Origin of the sequence: Cedecea sp. FDAARGOS_727 (assembly GCF_012273235.1) — a bacterium.
Taxonomy (GTDB): Bacteria; Pseudomonadota; Gammaproteobacteria; order Enterobacterales; family Enterobacteriaceae; genus Cedecea; species Cedecea davisae.
Genome location: NZ_CP050966.1, coordinates 4255943 through 4272962 on the forward strand (window position 1 = coordinate 4255943; position 17020 = coordinate 4272962).

Sequence of the window (17020 nt, forward strand, 5' to 3'; positions counted from 1 at the left end):
TTGTCGTCCTAAGCCACCAGCCACGGGTGAGTGGCAAAATAGTGCTGCTCAAATTCGCGAATGTCCTGCTGGTACTGCAGGGTATAGCTAATAGCGTCGTGGCCTTCAAGCAGCATGTGTTTTTTCAACTCATCAACCGCAAATGAGAGATATTCTCCCGCCATGGCAATCTTCTGTTGCGCGAGGTCTACGGTAATACTGTTGTTGGCAGGGTTGCCCGCTGCCTGCGCCAGCCTGGCGATATCTTCTGCCGGTAACGTCAGGGTCAGCACGCCGTTACGCTGGCAGTTATCGTTAAAAATCCCGGCAAAACTGGTGCCGATAAGCGCCCGAATACCGAGCTGGCGCAGCCCCCAGACCGCATGTTCACGGCTGGAGCCACAGCCAAAATTTGGCCCGACGATAAGGAACGTAGCGCCGCGCCATTCCGGGCGGTTAAGAATAAATGCCGGGTTTAATTTGCCGTCGGCTAAAAAGCGCCGATCGAAAAACACGCCTTTATCCAGGCCGCTACGGTCAATACCTTTGAGAAACTGCTTTGGCATGATGACATCGGTGTCTATGTTGGCCGCCATCATCGGGGCGGCAATCCCGGTAACGCTGTTAAAGGGTTCCATTGGCTATTTCCCCTGCTCTAAAAATTGACGAACATCCACCAGATGACCGGCCACCGCCGCCGCGGCGACCATAGCGGGACTCATAAGATGGGTTCTTGCTCCTGCCCCCTGGCGACCGGCAAAATTACGGTTAGTGCTCGAGGCGCAGCGATCCCCAGGCTGCAAAACGTCCTCGTTCATGGCAAGGCACATAGAACAGCCCGACTGACGCCATTCAAAACCGGCATCAATAAAGATTTTTGCCAGACCTTCCTGCTCCGCACGCGTCCGCACCTGGGTTGAACCCGGCACGATAATGCCTCTTACGCCAGGCGCGATTTTTCTGCCGCTCAGTACCTGAGCTACGGCTCTCAAATCTTCTATGCGGCCATTCGTACAGGAGCCGATAAACGCGTGGGAAATCGCAATTTCACTCAGCGGTGTTCCGGGCTCAAGGCCCATATAGGTCAACGCATTTTCAATGTCGCGGCGTTTGGCCGGATTAGCCTCAGCAACCGGATCGGGCACTAAATCAGTGATACTGCCCCCCTGATCCGGGCTGGTTCCCCAGGTCACTCTCGGCGCAAGCCTTGCGCAGTCCAGAGCCACTTCTTTATCGAACACAGCACCGACGTCGCTGTGCAGGGTGCGCCAGTAAAGTAGCGCCTGTTCCCACATCTCGCCTTTCGGCACGCGTGGAGCCGGTTTGATATAGGCATAAACTTTCTCATCCGGGGCCATAAAAGCTCCGCGAGCGCCCGCCTCAACCGCCATATTGCAGATGGTCATACGCCCTTCCACGCTCAGGGCATCTATGGCGCTGCCGCAAAATTCAATCGCGTAACCCGTCGCGCCGTCAGCACCAATATCTGCGATAAGCAGCATCACGATGTCTTTAGCCGTGGCGGCAAACGGCAGTTCACCGTTCACGGTCACGCGCATAGTTTTGAGCTTTTTATAAGCCAGGGTTTGCGTTGCCAGCATATGCTCAATTTCGGAAGTGCCGATCCCGAAGCCAAAAGCGCCGAATGCGCCATAGGTTGTGGTGTGGCTGTCACCAGCCGCAATCACCATGCCCGGCAGAACAATGCCCTGCTCGTGGGCCACTACGTGCTCAATCCCCTGGCGGGCGTCCATGACGTCAAACAGCTCCAGGCCGAAATCGCGGCTGTTGGACTCAAAATAACGCACCTGTAATTCGCCGCCAGGGTCGGTCATTTCGGGAGTACGATCCGGACGTGTCGGGTTAACGTGGTCGACGTTAAGCAGGATGCTGTTTGGTTTCCATACTTTGCGGTTGGCGTCGCGCAGGCCGCTAAACGCCTGCGGGCTGGTATACTCGTTGAGAATCGAGCGGTCGATGTAGAGCAGCACGTTGCCCTGGTCGTCCAGCGGGCGGATAACGTGGGTGTCGATGAGTTTGTCGTACAGCGTTCTGGCTTTCATTTTGGGGGGACCTTGCTTCGGATTACGCTAAATCGATAGTAGCAACCCGGCGTCAAAGCTGTCAGCAAACCCACGATGCACAACCGTGATAGGATAAAATACGAAATGTGTTTTGTTTTTTGTGATTTGACTTAACGTTGAATCGTAAGAGAATGCCTGTTGTTCAATGGCTGGCTAAAATCTGGAGCATATTATCGCCCGTACTCAGCGCTTCCTCCCCGAGGCTCAGGTTAAAAAGTTAGGCGTAGTTGTCGCTACGGCTTTGCTGCTTGCCAGCTGTGCTTCTACACCGCCGGTTTCTCTGGTGACGCCGCTTCCCGGCGTGCAGCCAAAGCCCAACACCCAACAAAATAACCAGCCAATGCGCGGGGTGTGGCTGGCAACGGTTTCGCGCCTGGACTGGCCGCCGGTGGCTTCGGTTAACCTTAGTAACACCGCCCGTATCAGCCAGCAGCAGCAAGCGCTAACGGACAAGCTGGATAAGCTGAAAACGCTTGGGATCAATACCGTTTTCTTCCAGATAAAGCCCGATGGAACCGCGCTTTGGCCGTCAAAAATTTTGCCCTGGTCAGATATGCTGACCGGCAAGATTGGCGAAGATCCTGGTTACGATCCGCTCCAGTTCATGCTGGATGAGGCCCACAAACGCGGGATGAAAGTCCACGCCTGGCTGAATCCGTATCGCGTTTCAACCAATACCACATCGGGGACGGTATCAGCGCTTAACCGCACGTTGTCGATGCAGCCCGCCAGCGTGTTTGTATTGCATCGTGACTGGATACGCACTTCCGGCGACCGGTTCGTACTCGATCCCGGCATTCCCGAAGCCAGAGACTGGATAACCAGCATCGTCTCTGAAGTGGTTTCGCATTACGCGGTCGATGGCGTGCAGTTTGATGACTATTTCTATACCGAATCACCAGGATCGGCGCTTAACGATAATCAGACCTTCCGCACATATGGCGCGGGCTATGCGTCAAAAGCAGACTGGCGGCGGCACAACACCCAGCTGCTTATCGAACAGGTTTCCCGCACCATCAAACAGCTAAAACCCGGCGTTGAATTTGGCGTAAGCCCCGCCGGCGTCTGGCGCAATATTTCCCACGACCCGGCGGGCTCCGAGACTCGCGGCGCGGCGGCTTATGATGAATCCTTCGCCGATACCCGCCGCTGGGTGCAGATGGGGCTGCTGGACTACATTGCGCCGCAAATCTACTGGCCGTTCTCCCGCAGCGCTGCTCGTTACGATGTGCTGGCAAACTGGTGGGCAAATGTAGTGAAGCCTACGCATACCCGGCTGTATATCGGCGTGGCGCTGTACAAGGTAGGTGAGCCTTCGAAGAATGAACCAGACTGGACGGTGAACGGCGGCGTGCCGGAGTTGAAAAAGCAGCTCGATTTAAACGAGTCCGTGCCCCAAATTAACGGCACCATCCTGTTCAGAGAGAACTATCTTAACCAGCCTCAGACGCAGCAGGCGGTGAATTACATCAGAAGCCGCTGGGGAGAATAAATAAACAAAAAAGCCAGGCCGCCCTTCCCTGAGCGTGCCTGGCAGCTGGCCTAGTCGCCAGCAAGTTCGTCGTAGAGGTCGCGCAGCCGCATGCGCAGATAGAGAACGGTTTTGTGCTTGCGGGAAAGCAGAGCCTGGACGCTATCCCCGGTTTCTTCCGCCAGCTCTTTAAAGCTGTAGTCCTGCAATTCCGTTTTTTCGAACACCTCGCGCTGCGCTGCGGGTAATTCAGACAGCGCGGCGTTTAGCTCTTCCCACAGAAGTTGTTTGAGATATTCATCCTCCGGCGTTTGCGGCACGCCAAAGAGCGTTTCGGCCAGTTCGTCTTCGGGATAATCATCGCCTTCGTCGCCGCCGCCAAAATAAGCGGTTAGCGGCAGTTCTCGCTTTTTACGCGCCCGGTCAGTCATTTCGTTGCGGGCGGCGCGGAAAAGCCAGGCAGCGACATTCTCCACCGGCTGGTCCACCCTCATGAGTTGATAGCTTATTTCCTGAAGGATATCGTCGGCATCTTCCCGTACCGCGGTGCGGCCGCGAATAAAGGCTTTAAGCCGCGTCCGACAACCGTTAAGCGCGGAGGCAAGCAGCGAGTCTCCAGCCGTTGCGGCTTTCATGGGTTTCACTCAGCATCCGGTTTTTTCGGGCCGTTCTCTTCCGCCGGCTTCTGCGGGTGCTCCCCGGCAGCCTCATCACGGCGAGTATGCCAGCCGCAGCGGTCACGCTGCCCGAAGCCAAAACGCTCGCGGCGATGCTGCATAAACTCTTCGCGTTGCTCAGGCGTCATCTGCATCCAACGTTCATGCATTCGGCGGTGTGCTTTCCCCCACATGCCGGGGCGAAAACCGAGGCCACCAAACAGAATGCGGCACAGCGCCAGCAGGCCTAAAGACTGCCAGAAGCCGATGGTTTTAACGCCCAGCAACTCCGGCAGTAGTGCATTCCAAAGCGTCATGACGACCAGGCCGAGCACAACAACCAGCGCGGCGCAAAGCAGAAGCGGTTTACCCATACGCGTGTGGCAGAATCCGCGACGGCGGTGATGGTGGTCCCGGTGCATATCAAAATCTCTCATCGTTGTTACCTCATTACAGTAGCTGATTATCACTTGTGATGAGGTAGACGATTGGGCAACGGAAATATTGCTGAAAAAATAAAAATTTTTATTCAGCGATCAGGACAGCACTCCAGGCGGGTTAAGCATATCCTCCCCCATCTTACTCAAAGCTATAAAAGGGCTTTCCCCTTTTTGCAACCTGGCCAACGCATACATGGCGCGGGCGGTTCTGCCGTTTCCGTCGCCAAATGGGTGATAGCGCACAATAGTTGTATAAAGCGCATCGGCAAGATTCATCTCACCGGTGAAGCTTCTGGTTTCGAGCCGGTTTAACATTTTTAAGAATCCGGAGCGCGCAATATCCGACCCCATAAATATGGGGTCGCTGCTGGAGCGAAAAGCTCTGAAAGTATGGCCCTCAACCGGCTGGTAAACTGCGTTATGAAGGCTTTCGATGGTGCTGATATCCAGCAAATCCGCAGAATGGTGGCTTATCAGCGCGGTTTTAATTCTGTTTTTCAATTCGGCGCTCTGTGCCAACGTTTTGGGCGAGCGGCTTTTAGATGCTATCCAGTCAGTAGCCACGTCAACAGGCTTGCCCAACCACTTTTGCCGGGGAATGATCGGTGGGTTGTCCAGCAGCCGATGAACATGAGTATTTGTATTGACCAGACGAGTATAATCGGAGTTCAGCCTCCTTTGAGCACTGGCCTGCTCGACGGCATATGTTCCCCAGGCCAAACGTTTTTTTTGTAATCCTTCATAGTCCAGCAGCAGATTGTTGCGTATTGACTGCTCCACGACTTTCCGGCTCGTCAGCTGTGCCAGTCTCCGTGCACGCTCCCCATCCTGAAGCGTAGTGACTAACTGCTTTACCTTGCGGCCGTCGGGCAGTCGATTCCAGTTCATCTCGCTCAGCACGACAGGCAAAACCCGGAGTGAGGTGGCTCTTGCGCTGCGGTAGAACTGGATGGACTGATTAACGTTCTTTATCATAAACGTTCTTTTAGCGCTTTGCCGAAGCAGCGGCAAAGCGCCGGTTACCAGGTCTATACTTGCCATCACGCCCGCGAGAGTGGCATCGGTCCGGAAGGATTGAGCCTGGTCAGGCCGTTCGGATAGATGGGACTGTAATGCGCTGGTGCCTACGTAGAGAGCATTCAACGTCAGAGAGGTCATAAACAGGCTAAAACGTGCCAGCACCGAGCCGGTACCGGGGATAAATGTCGATAGTGCTATGGAACTGATGCCAAAAACCCTTTTAGCTGCTTCCAGTATTTGAGCGGTGATATGCTCAGAATAGCTAAAAACTGAGGTATCGATGTCCGACTCAATCCTGGTCATCAAGCCGTCGAACAGTTTGCTGACCAGGACATCCCTGCTGCTGCAGTCGGCAAAGGTAAATGGATGATCGATTACTTTATTGATGAACTTAGGACCTGAATAGATACCCGGCGTCATTAAGTTATTGGTCAGGTACCGAAACGCACGATCGTCATTTTCATGTTCCATGGCATGCCAGGCAGGAATTTTACTCAACACCCACTCTTTGAATCTGGCGTTTTGTGGAAATGCCGTCAGCATTTCAACTTTCGTTACTGTCTCCCAGTATTCATGCGGATAACTGCCGAAAAGAAAAAAGATTTCTTCATCCACGCAAAACAGGACGCCGCCACTCGGCCCTGCGGGAATTAAAAACACGCCATTTAACACAGTGCCCCGGAATAATACCGTTCTGGCATTTATTTGGCCTTCAAGGAAAGCTTTCACCTCCCGCCAGTAGATCGGTACCTGATGAGGGCGACTGAGGTAATCAAGGCAGCGCAGAGTGATCATTTCATTATAAAAGAACTTCATACTGACTACATTAGCGGGGTTATTCCGATAGGCCTGAAGCTCCTCTTCCATTCGTGATTGCAGATTTTCTGCGGTCAGGTGATCCACCAGCGACTGGTGATCCATTCCCGTTATTTCATATTCACGCCTGACGGGGTCTCTCATCTGTCTGCTTTCGTATAAATAATGACCTGTGACAATTTCTGTCAAGGTGAAGAATCGTTTGACGGGCACCGGTCCCGCATGACCATTTGCATTCATATTAGGGTGAACTTTGGGATAATAAGTCACCCAAATGTAGCTGTCCGGCAGTAAATTCATCACCGTCCCGCTGCGTTGTTCATAATTTCTGATCCCCGTTCGGATGTAGTCTTCAATATAAGATTGTGGGTTCAGGATAGGATGGTACAACTGTGCCACCTGCACCAAAGTTACCTCGCAGAGGTTTTGAAATGCCAGATCGGAGATACTGTGCTCACCGTTACTTGTCGCTACAATATTTACCGTCTCATCGGCCGCTAGCCTAAAACTACGGCGATAACGGTCGACAATCGATTTACTGAAGTCGTTAATCTGCCCGTCAGCAAGCGCCAATAGTCCGGCCTGAATGTTTCTATTGAGGCTGTTATACACGCTCATGCCTGGAGCACTTTTTGCGTCATTAACGAATGCGTCAAACAGCTCCATCGTTTTAAGTAACTGCCGGATCTCTCGCGTTTTGCCTGGTGGAACCTCCAGAACTTCACTTTCCCGTTTTGCTCTTGTGAAAATACGCTGATACTCGGTGCGAATCGCCCTGCCCATATCCTCGTTATGCAGTACTTCTTCAATCTGAGACGCCAACCCCTCTTCTTCGATCTCACCTTCATCCTCCGCGCTTCTTCTTTCTCGGGAAGCGACATGAATGGACTCCACGGCAGGCTTGCTGACAAACTGCGGCGAATCAAAAACAAACTCAAGACTGTCCACCTCAAGTTCAGCGATTAGCTGGTGTATCCTCCGCAGATCATCAACGCTGGCCCGGGGAGTCGCTACCCGGCGATAAAGCAAAACACCGCCCACGGACATAGCGGCGATACCGAGCAGCAGCGGCGTTTTCTGCTGCCATAGCGCCCCAAAGTCTGAGGCAGCAATTTCATCTTGCCTGGCACTCCATAAAGCATAACCGACGGCAGCGAGACCCAGGGCTTCCAGGCTAACGCAGGCCGCCACTTGCCCCCACCCGCTGTCCGGTTGCGGATCGTAATTGCGTGGCGGAGCAATACTTGCGGCCTCGGCTCCGGGCAATAGCCCCCATGGCTGCTGTACCAGAGAATCACAGGCTGAAACTACGGCGTCCGCCAGCCATGCCTCCACCTGGTGGGATAGCCTTTCACAAGCCTCGCGCACGCTGGTATTGTCGCTGTTGGCGAGCGAGTTTAGCCATTGGTTGCCCCACTCAATCCAGCTCCCGGCGGCAGAGCGTTCGCCCAATGTTTTGCCGACTTCTCTCAGCGCCGGTAGCAGAGGAAGCACATCGACCAGTTTCTCCAGCTGCGGGTAATAACGCACCAACTGGCAATCTTTAAGCTGGCGCGCCAGCAGCCTCAGGCGATCCTCAATCTCTTGCTGGTATTGGCTATTGAAAGCCTGAAAAATCTGGCAGGCCAATCGGGCGTTCAGATATTGCGCGTAAGCAAAGTGAAGCGCGGGGGCCTGCTCTTGAGCCTGAGTCACAAACCATTGCAGCGTCTGCTCCCAGTTAAGGTGGTTTTGTAACGCCTCCGCATATTGCACGGTGGCGGCGGCAAGCGGGTCGCCCATGAGCTGTTCTATCAGGTACGGTTTCGCTACCGTCATGAAACCAGATGCCATCCGCTGGAGCAGGCTGGTCCAGCTTTCATCGGCGGAGGTTTCGCGATAGAAGGTTTCCAGCGCCTGAGCGGCATGAGTCGGCAGCCAGCGGCCCACAGCCCAGAGGCCAATTCCGGGAGCGGCAGCCCTGGCAACATCTCGCATCAATAACGCCCAGTTCTCCGGGGTGGAGTTAAGCGTGAGCAGGCGGTTCAGCAGAGTTAGCACTTGCGAATCGATATCGAGAGCGCGCTGAAACTGCCGTAGCCACGGCAACGCTGGTCTCTCCTGATTAATGATATTGAGCAGCCATATTGCCTGCTCGCCTGAGCCGCTCTTTGCCGGGAAACCGCCCAACAAGGAGGCAAACTTGAATACGGCGAGCAACGAATCGGCCTGGACTGAACCGCCTAATAACGATACCAGCTGCGGGCGCAGGAGTTCATCCATCCCGGGTCGGGCCAGGATTTTGCTTAGCCACCCCAGACGTTGGCTAAGAGACTCTGCTGCGGGATAAGGCTCAGCGGCTAGCGTTTGCCTCAGCGCCTGACCCAACTGCAATAATGAGGCGTCAAGCTGCTGTACCAACTGCGGGTTGCCCATCACAATGTCCAGATAATCCGCCAGATTTGCCCCCGGAGGTAGTTTTTGCCACAGCACTACCTGGCTTAATATCTGCCGCAGCACATCGACCGATTGGACGATGCCGCCAAAATAATCCTGATGCAGCAGCGGGTCCGCCAGCAGCTTTTGTATTGCTGACATCAGTTCCAGAGCCTTACCTGGCAGCGAGGGCTGATTTTGAATCTGTTCAAGCGCCATCCACCGTTGGCTCACGCTTTTTAGCCACGGCCTTGCCGCCTCAAGCCAGGCTCTCAATTCGCGGGTTTCCTCGGGTATTACGCCGTTAGCGCTCACCAGCAGCTTATCCAGCCTGTCCAGTAGCATCTCCAGCTCTTCCAGCCTGCGTTGCAGGGTGTAATTACCCTTCCATATTTCGATAAGTTCTTCGTAGCACGCCTTAAAGATGCGAAGCGGCGGCAGCGGACTGGCTTCAATAAACAGGTGTTCGAGTACCCGCTGAAGGACGTTACCTGCCATCGCGGACATGATCCCGCATGGGGTGATGCCGGGAAGGGGTTCGGGTGGGGTTGCCCCACCTACAGGAGAAAAATCTACAGATCCCAGAGGCGACAACGCGGAATGTACAGCAGGTATTTCAGTGGAAGGGCCGGAATACCGGGGGGGAAAGTGTACTAACCTCGCTGAAATCATCAGATTTACTCCCTTAATATTTGATGATTTTCACACCAAATGCCGGGGACTTTTTTCTACAGCCCCGCTTCACATGCCAGGAGGTGAACCAACTCCCTTGCCGGCATTCCCCTAATTAAGTTAATTCCTTGTCCTGCCCAGTGAGCGCCGTAGCCCTGATGACCTGCTGCTTTCGCAGCGTTTGCCAGCGCCTTTCCCAGATCGTAGGTAACGGGATAAGCAGGTATCGAGTGCGGGGAAAAGGTACGGCCATGGCGGCAAAAATCGTTATCGAGGCTCCTGGCCGCACGGCCTGAAATGGCGCGGGTCATAAAGGTTTGATGCTCGCGGCTGGACTTTATTACGCTGCGGTAGCCATCATCGGCGGCGGACTCCGGGCAAAGCAGGAAAGCGGTTCCCATCTGCACGCCGTCCGCGCCTATAGCCATCATGGCCCGAATGCCTGAACCATCCATAATTCCACCCGCTGCAATAATCGGCACCGAGAGCCGACTCTTAAGTAACTGTACCAGCGCGAAGGTGCTTAACCTGGCATCAAGAGCCTGTTCGTCAAACATGCCGCGATGACCGCCTGCCTCATAGCCCTGGGCAATAACAATATCGACGCCGCTTGCCACAATCAGTAATGCTTCTTCGAGGTTGGTTGCGCTTGCCATCGTCACGATTTTTTTAGCGCGTAAAGCCTGAATAACGTGGCTTTCCGGCAGGCCAAAATGAAAACTAACCACCGCTGGCGCGGTATCAAGCAGCATCTCAAGCATGTCGTCATGCCCGATAAAGCTCTGATAGATTTCCGCCAATTTTACAGGCGGAATGCCGCCAAACGAGGTAAAAAGCGGGCGAAGCAGCTCAATCCATTCCTTTTCTAACGCCTCGTCCCGTGGTGCCGCAGCGTGGCAAAACAGATTGACGTTGAATGGCCGGGAAGTCAGTTCACGGGTTTTTACGATTGCCGCCCTCGCCTGAGCCACGCTACTGGCTCCTGCGCCAAGCGATCCAAGCCCTCCCGCATTACTTACCGCTGCCGCAAGTTCGGGGGTTGAAACTCCGGCCATAGGAGCCTGGATGATGGGGAAGTCGATAGCGAGTTCTTGCGTAACGCTGCGGGTCATGGCGGTTCCTGGGAAAAAATTGATGACTAAACATCTTATTGTGAGATGTTAATATCAAGATCATTTTCATATTGAGAATTAAAAGTATGAACCACACCACATTGCAGATTTTTCAAACCGTAGCCGAAGAGCAGAGCGTAACAAAGGCGGCGAAAAGACTGGGGCGCGTGCAATCGAATATCACTACCCGCATTCGCCAGCTTGAAGAGGAGCTTGGGGTGACGCTGTTTGTCAGGGACAGCAAAAAAATGACGCTCTCAGCGGAGGGGGCAAGCTTTCTCTCCTACGCACAAAAAATATTGAGTCTCGCGGAAGAAGCCAGGCAGGCATTACATCCGGCCAAACCTGCCGGAACCCTGAATGTAGGCGCGATGGAAGCTACCGCCGCGAGCCGCCTGATGCCGATACTCCAGCAGTTTCATCGCCACTACCCCGACGTCGCCCTGACGCTAAAAACGATGCCGACCGGACAACTACTGGCAGGAGTTCGTAACGCTACGCTGGACTGCGCCCTGGTAAGCTTACCGCCAAACGCCAGCGGGGAACCGGAATGTCCAACGGATATTGAGTGCGTTAACGTTTTTACCGAGCGCCTGGTATTGCTCACACCGCGTCAGATGATGGCAGGCGGAGAAGCAAAAATCCGTTTCGCCGCATTCCCTAAAGGCTGTTCATACCGCGCCAGAGGTGAAGCGCTGCTAAACAGTCTGAGCGAAGGCGGTAAAACCGTTGAAGTCCAGGAGGTTGGCTCCTATCACTCGATGATCGCCTGCGTGGCTTCCGGCGGTTACAGCTGCCTGCTGCCGGAAAGCGTTGCTGCTACGCTAACGCTTCCGCAGGAAAGCCAGCTTCAGTTCGTCGATGACGCCCTCACCCAGCTGGTCTGGCGCAAGGGTTATACCTCACCGGCGCTGGGTGAAATGCAAAAAATTTTAGCTACGGCCAGCAATCTTTGAACTTCCTGCCACCGCCGAATGAGCAATGACTGAACCAACAGCGGATTACTGACGTCAGTCATCAGGGAAAAAAGTACGTCGAAATATTTTTGTCATATTGAGTATCCAGGGGCGATCCATTAAAAAGCTATTGATAACGTAGCTTTAATATTTGGTAGAACACCTATTAACAATGCCTGGTGATTTGTAGAGTAAAAATTTAGGGATTGTTGAGTTCCGGCTCATTTTAAGACCGGTTGAAATTAATGATAAATGGCAAGGGTAAGGACATAAGATGAAGAAAAGTTTGTTATGTGGCGCAATAGCGCTGGTGCTGGTAAGCCTCACAGGCTGTGCTAATCAACAGCAGGCGGCGGACCAAAAACTGGCCAGCCAAACGGTGATGGCGGTTGACTGGTTCCAGCAGTCCGGCGAGTACCGTGCGCTGGCTTACCAGTCGTTTAACAGCGCCCGCGCTTCGTGGGATCTGTCTGCCAAACAGGGCGGTGCTAAACGTGCGGTTATCGTCGACCTCGACGAAACCATGATGGATAACAGCGCCTACAGCGCGTGGCAGGCCAAAAATAACAAGGCCTTCGATGATAAAACCTGGTCCCAGTGGGTTCAGGCTCACCAGGCGCTGGCCGTGCCGGGCGCGGTGGATTTTGCTAACTACGTTAACAGCCACGGCGGCACCATGTTCTACGTGTCGAACCGCGACAGCAAAGACTTCGACGCCACCGTTGCCAATATGAAAGCGCTCGGCTTTACCGGCGTGAGCGACAAAACCGTGCGCCTGAAAACCGACAGCTCCAATAAACAGGCCCGTTTCGACGCGATTAAAGCCGAAGGCTACAACGTAATCATGTATATCGGCGACAACCTGAACGACTTCGGCAAGGCGACTTACCATAAAGATCAAAGCCAGCGTCAGCAGTTCGCCAGCGACAACCGCAACAAGTTTGGCACCCAGTTTATCGTGCTGCCGAACCCGATGTACGGCGACTGGGAAGGCGCTCTGGCCCCAAACTACTTCAAGCTGAACACCGAACAGCAGGCTCAAGCTCGTGAAAACGCGCTGCGCGCCTGGTCCGGCAAATAAGTCTGGCGACGCCAGCGTAGTAAAGGCCGATGGGAAACCATCGGCCTTAGTGTTTCAGAGAACCGTCTCCATAACCGGTGTAAACCACGGCCTGGACGCCCTCTTCTTTTATGACTTTAACAATGGGCGCCGTCCAGTTGTCATTTTCAGGCATCGATACGGCGGACGATTTAATCGGGTCTTTTGCGCCCAATTGCCCCCTTCGCGGGCAGTTGAGGGCAACCCGGCTCCGCCGCGCAGGCTATCCCTGCTCTATCCGCACCGCCATATCTCGCACAAAGTTCGCGTATTTTCTGAATGGCTGGAGAAATTGCTCTTTGTTTTGCGCTGACCCACTTTTTCCGACCGGAGCCTTGTTTCACGCTTAAACCCCTTGCCTAAACAATAAGTCCAGATATAGATTAATAGTCCAATTCTGGTAAAAGGCTGAGAGGCAACCATGGCTCCCGATATCACTTTGCGCAATATCGAAAATTCTCCCGCGCCCGTGGGGCATTATTCTCATACCACGGCAGCCGGGGGCTTTGTCTTTATTTCCGGGCAACTGCCGGTGACGGCTGAAGGTGAGCCGCAGTGCGATGCTCCATTTAAGCAACAAGCCGCGCTGGTGCTGCAAAATATAGAAGCTTGTCTGGCCTGCGCCGGAGTGACAAAACGGCATCTGGTTTCGGTTCGCGTCTATATCACGGACATCAGCCTTTGGCCGTTATTTAACCAAATCTATGCGCAATGGATTGGCGAACATCGCCCTTCCCGCGCGGTGGCGGGCGTTGCGCAGCTACATTATGGGGCGGCTATTGAGGTTGAAGCAGTCGCGCTCGGTGAATAAATCAATCTTCTGAAGGTGGCATGATGAAATTAGTTCTTCCTGTTTATGCGGACATAGTGGCGGCGGCCGGGCGCATTGAAAGCCATGCAAACCGCACTCCTGTAATGACTTCCCGAACCGTGAATGAAGAGTTCGGCGCAGAGGTGTTTTTCAAATGTGAAAACTATCAGCGCATGGGCGCGTTTAAATTCCGTGGGGCAATGAACGCCCTCGCCCAATTTACGCCGGAGCAAAAAGCCGCTGGTGTAGTGGCATTTTCGTCCGGCAACCACGCGCAGGCCATTGCGCTCTCGGCAAGGCTGCTCGGTATTCCTGCTACTATCGTGATGCCGGAAGATGCCCCGGCGGCGAAAATCGCCGCGACGAAGGAGTATGGCGGAAAAGTCATTCTGTATAATCGCTATACCGAAGACCGGCAGCAGATTGGCGACGACCTTGCGCAAAAACACTGCATGACGCTAATTCCGCCATACGACCACCCGCACGTTATCGCGGGCCAGGGCACTGCCGCTAAAGAATTGTTTGAAGAAGTTGGCGACCTGGACGCGCTGTTTGTCTGCCTCGGCGGCGGGGGTCTTATCTCCGGCTGTGCGCTGGCGGCGCGTCATCTGTCGCCGAATTGCAAAGTCTACGGCGTGGAGCCTGAAGCGGGCAATGACGCCCAGCAGTCGTTCCGCGCCGGGAAAATCGTGCGCATCGACACGCCGAAAACCATTGCCGACGGCGCACAAACCACGTTTCTGGGCAATTATACTTTTGAGCTTATCCGCCAGAACGTGGACGACATTTTCACCGCCAGCGACGCGGAACTCGTTCAGTCGATGAAATTCTTTGCCGAACGTATGAAAATGGTGGTTGAGCCAACCGGCTGCCTCGGCTTTGCCGCCGCACGCGGGCTTAAAGATGAACTGCGCGGAAAGAAAATCGGCATTATCATCAGCGGCGGCAACGTCGACATTGGCCGCTACGGTGAATTCCTCACCCAGGCCAGCCAGCTTTAACCCCAAGGAGAGAAAAGTGCCAAAATCCCAAACCAGCCCCCTGCTCAGCCAGCTCGATGCCATCGCCCAGGGCGTGAGCGAGACTTTCGCGCCGTTTTGTGAGGTTGTGGTTCACGATCTTGGCAATCCTGAGCATTCTATTCTCTCCCTACACAACAATCTTTCTGGCCGCAAAGTGGGCGATGCCGCCACGGAGATGGGGCTGGCGCGCATCGCCTCACCCGAGTTTCCAAACGTCATCGCCAACTATGCCAACCAGTTTGCGGACGGACGTCCGGTAAAAAGCACCTCCATCGGGTTAAAAGATGAGGCCGGGAACTACGTCGCCGCGCTTTGCCTGAATGTGGACATGACGCTGTTCCGGGGCATGCAAAGCACCCTGGCCCGCTTTACCGAAACCGGCAACAGCCCGGTAGAAGAGCATATGGAGCCTGCCGGAGCGGAAGCCATCAGGCAGCGCATAGACAGCTACGCCGCGCGCCTGGCAAGCACGCCAAGGGCGCTGAAAACGCCTGAAAGAATTGAGCTGTTGCAGGTGCTTAAAAAAGAAGGATTACTGGAGATCCGCAAATCAATGGAAACCGTTGCCCAGCACCTCGGCGTGTCCCGGGCTTCGGTTTACCTGTATGCGAAACAGCTGCCTTCTGCGGAGAATAGCGTGGAGGGCAAAGAGTAATTTATGGTTAAGGAACATGTGGCGCTACCGTTTTAGCCCTCCGCTGGAAAACGCGCGCTGTATATCTCCCTCAGCCAGTCGATGAACACGCGTACGCGCGGAGAAAGCTGGCGATTTTGGGTATATAGCGCCGAAACGGTGATTTTCGGGCTTTGCCAGTCGCCCAGCACTTCCACCAGGCTTCCCTCGCTTAACGCCTGCTCTACGTGGTAGCGAGGTAGTTGCACCAGCCCGCAGCCGCGCAATGCGCAGATAACGTAATTTTCCGCTTCGTTGACCGTCACCCAGCCTTTTGGCGAATAGGCCCGTTTCTGGTTATTCACTATCAGCTCGATGGGATAGTTGATTCCGCCGGTGGTCGAGAAAAAGTTAACGCACTGGTGGGATTCCAGCTCGTCCGGGTGAACAGGAGAGCCGAAAGCGGCAAGATAATCCGGGCTGGCGCAGATTATCTGCGGGAGATCGGCGAGGTGGCGCGCCACCAGAGAGGAGTCCTGCAATTTACCGGCCCGCACCACGCAGTCTATCCCCTCCCGCACCAGATCAACCAGCCTGTCGCCGCTGCTGATAATCAGCTCGATATCCGGGTAGCGGCGATGAAATTCATCCAGCTTCGGCAGGACTATTTGTGATGCATGCGTACCCTGTAAGTCAACCCGCAGAATACCGCGTGGTTTAGCCACAACCGGGCGCAGCGCCGCCTCCGCCTCGTTGAGTTCAGCAAGGATATATACGCAGCGCTGATAATAGGCTTTGCCGTCCTGCGAAGGACGAACATGGCGCGTAGTCCTTTCCAGCAGGCGGCAGCCGAGTCCGTTTTCCAGCTCTTTTATCGCATTGCTTGCCGTCGCTCTTGGAATACCAAGCTGATCGGCGGCCTGGCTGAAGCTGCCCAGCTCCACAATGCGGGTGAACAGTTGCAGGGTGTCGAATTTATCCATGCGCTATTATTAACTAAATTGGAATTATCATATCAAATTAGCACCATTTATCCCGTAATCAAAAACATTAACAATGGCTCCCACGCACCCATCCCGGGTGAATCTTGAACCCTATCTGGAGAGCATGATGACAACAACAAACAAAACAGCCCTGGTCACCGGCGCATCACGCGGTATTGGCCGTGCTATTGCTGAACGACTGGCGCACGACGGTTTTACCGTTATCGTCAACTATGCGGGCAACAAGGCCAGCGCCGACGAAACGGTGCAGTCAATCCAGTCTCATGGCGGCGAGGCGATAGCCATTCAGGCCGATGTCTCTTCTGAAGCCGACGTTTCTCGCCTGTTTGCCGAGGCGAAAGCTGTTAATGGCCGCCTGGACGTAGTGGTTCACAGCGCGGGCGTGATGCCGATGGTGAAAATTACCCCGGCGGGCCTGGCCGATTTTGACAAGGTGATAAATACCAACCTGCGCGGCGCATTTATGGTGCTGGCTAATGCCGCAGAATCCATTGCCGATGGCGGCCGCATAATCGCTCTTTCTACCAGCGTGATTGCTAAATCCTTCCCTGCTTACGGCCCTTATATCGCCTCAAAAGCCGGCGTTGAAGGCCTGGTACATGTTCTGGCCAACGAACTGCGTGGCCGCAATATCACCGTCAACGCCGTCGCTCCGGGGCCAACCGGCACTGAACTGTTCTTAAACGGTAAAACGCCGGAACAGATCCAGGCGATTGCCAGCCTGGCCCCGCTCGGGCGCATCGGCGAGCCTGCTGAAATTGCAAGCGTGGTCGCCACGCTTGCAGGCCCGGACGGCAGCTGGGTTAACTCCCAGGTGATCCGCGTAAACGGCGGCTTTGCCTGACAGGAG

At 54.5% G+C, this 17020-nt stretch carries 14 protein-coding genes and 2 pseudogenes; 8 read left to right on the forward strand and 8 right to left on the reverse strand.

What is annotated here, in order from left to right; translation table 11 throughout:
- Nucleotides 1–8 precede the first annotated feature (8 nt).
- Entirely contained in the window at nt 9–617 is a 609-nt protein-coding gene (leuD, locus tag FOC35_RS19975; protein ID WP_016536484.1) for a 3-isopropylmalate dehydratase small subunit, read from the reverse strand.
- 3 nt (nt 618–620) lie between these two features.
- Nucleotides 621–2042, reverse strand: a complete 1422-nt coding sequence (gene leuC / locus FOC35_RS19980; RefSeq protein WP_172569946.1) for a 3-isopropylmalate dehydratase large subunit — start codon at nt 2040–2042, stop codon at nt 621–623.
- A 193-nt stretch (nt 2043–2235) separates the two neighbouring features.
- Between leuC and FOC35_RS19985 the strand changes: the two genes are divergently transcribed.
- Nucleotides 2236–3555 carry a glycoside hydrolase family 10 protein gene (locus tag FOC35_RS19985; protein ID WP_371810770.1) on the forward strand — a complete coding sequence of 440 codons (1320 nt, stop codon included), beginning with the start codon at nt 2236–2238 and terminating at the stop codon, nt 3553–3555.
- Between the two features lie 50 nt (nt 3556–3605).
- Here FOC35_RS19985 and FOC35_RS19990 read toward each other — a convergent pair whose 3' ends face one another.
- The 4 genes from FOC35_RS19990 to FOC35_RS20005 all read right to left on the reverse strand — a co-directional run bounded on the left by FOC35_RS19990 (nt 3606) and on the right by FOC35_RS20005 (nt 10665).
- On the reverse strand, nt 3606–4169 hold the full coding sequence (locus tag FOC35_RS19990; RefSeq protein ID WP_172570413.1) for an RNA polymerase sigma factor: 564 nt from the start codon (nt 4167–4169) through the stop codon (nt 3606–3608).
- A 5-nt stretch (nt 4170–4174) separates the two neighbouring features.
- Nucleotides 4175–4627 carry a hypothetical protein gene (locus tag FOC35_RS19995; RefSeq protein WP_172569947.1) on the reverse strand — a complete coding sequence of 151 codons (453 nt, stop codon included), beginning with the start codon at nt 4625–4627 and terminating at the stop codon, nt 4175–4177.
- A 99-nt stretch (nt 4628–4726) separates the two neighbouring features.
- Entirely contained in the window at nt 4727–9379 is a 4653-nt protein-coding gene (locus FOC35_RS20000; RefSeq protein ID WP_172569948.1) for a Fic family protein, read from the reverse strand.
- 230 nt (nt 9380–9609) lie between these two features.
- Nucleotides 9610–10665, reverse strand: a complete 1056-nt coding sequence (locus FOC35_RS20005; protein ID WP_172569949.1) for a nitronate monooxygenase family protein — start codon at nt 10663–10665, stop codon at nt 9610–9612.
- Nucleotides 10666–10751: 86 nt separating this feature from the next.
- Between FOC35_RS20005 and FOC35_RS20010 the strand changes: the two genes are divergently transcribed.
- Together FOC35_RS20010 and FOC35_RS20015 are read left to right on the forward strand one after the other, a co-directional pair.
- Nucleotides 10752–11621, forward strand: coding sequence for a LysR family transcriptional regulator (locus FOC35_RS20010; protein WP_172569950.1), 870 nt, complete (start codon nt 10752–10754; stop codon nt 11619–11621).
- 274 nt (nt 11622–11895) lie between these two features.
- Nucleotides 11896–12702, forward strand: a complete 807-nt coding sequence (locus FOC35_RS20015) for a 5'-nucleotidase, lipoprotein e(P4) family (protein ID WP_172569951.1) — start codon at nt 11896–11898, stop codon at nt 12700–12702.
- A 52-nt stretch (nt 12703–12754) separates the two neighbouring features.
- On the opposite strand, the pseudogene FOC35_RS22825 reads toward FOC35_RS20015, so the two are convergent.
- Nucleotides 12755–12853 (reverse strand): annotated as a pseudogene (locus FOC35_RS22825) (nitronate monooxygenase); the annotation flags it as partial.
- Between the two features lie 72 nt (nt 12854–12925).
- Between FOC35_RS22825 and FOC35_RS22830 the strand changes: the two are divergent.
- The 4 genes and pseudogenes from FOC35_RS22830 to FOC35_RS20030 all read left to right on the forward strand — a co-directional run.
- Nucleotides 12926–13033: pseudogene (locus FOC35_RS22830) on the forward strand (LysR family transcriptional regulator); the annotation flags it as partial.
- A gap of 108 nt (nt 13034–13141) precedes the next feature.
- Complete coding sequence (locus FOC35_RS20020) at nt 13142–13531, forward strand: RidA family protein (RefSeq protein ID WP_172569952.1); 390 nt, start codon at nt 13142–13144, stop codon at nt 13529–13531.
- A gap of 20 nt (nt 13532–13551) precedes the next feature.
- Nucleotides 13552–14532, forward strand: coding sequence for a threo-3-hydroxy-L-aspartate ammonia-lyase (locus FOC35_RS20025; RefSeq protein WP_172569953.1), 981 nt, complete (start codon nt 13552–13554; stop codon nt 14530–14532).
- A gap of 16 nt (nt 14533–14548) precedes the next feature.
- The gene (locus tag FOC35_RS20030; protein WP_172569954.1) at nt 14549–15208 is read left to right on the forward strand and encodes a transcriptional regulator; all 660 of its coding nucleotides are present in this window, start codon (nt 14549–14551) and stop codon (nt 15206–15208) included.
- A gap of 32 nt (nt 15209–15240) precedes the next feature.
- On the opposite strand, the gene FOC35_RS20035 is transcribed toward FOC35_RS20030, so the two are convergent.
- Nucleotides 15241–16149 carry a LysR family transcriptional regulator gene (locus FOC35_RS20035; RefSeq protein ID WP_172569955.1) on the reverse strand — a complete coding sequence of 303 codons (909 nt, stop codon included), beginning with the start codon at nt 16147–16149 and terminating at the stop codon, nt 15241–15243.
- A gap of 127 nt (nt 16150–16276) precedes the next feature.
- Here FOC35_RS20035 and FOC35_RS20040 point away from each other — a divergent pair, with 127 nt between their 5' ends.
- Complete coding sequence (locus FOC35_RS20040; RefSeq protein WP_172570414.1) at nt 16277–17014, forward strand: SDR family oxidoreductase; 738 nt, start codon at nt 16277–16279, stop codon at nt 17012–17014.
- Nucleotides 17015–17020 lie beyond the last annotated feature (6 nt).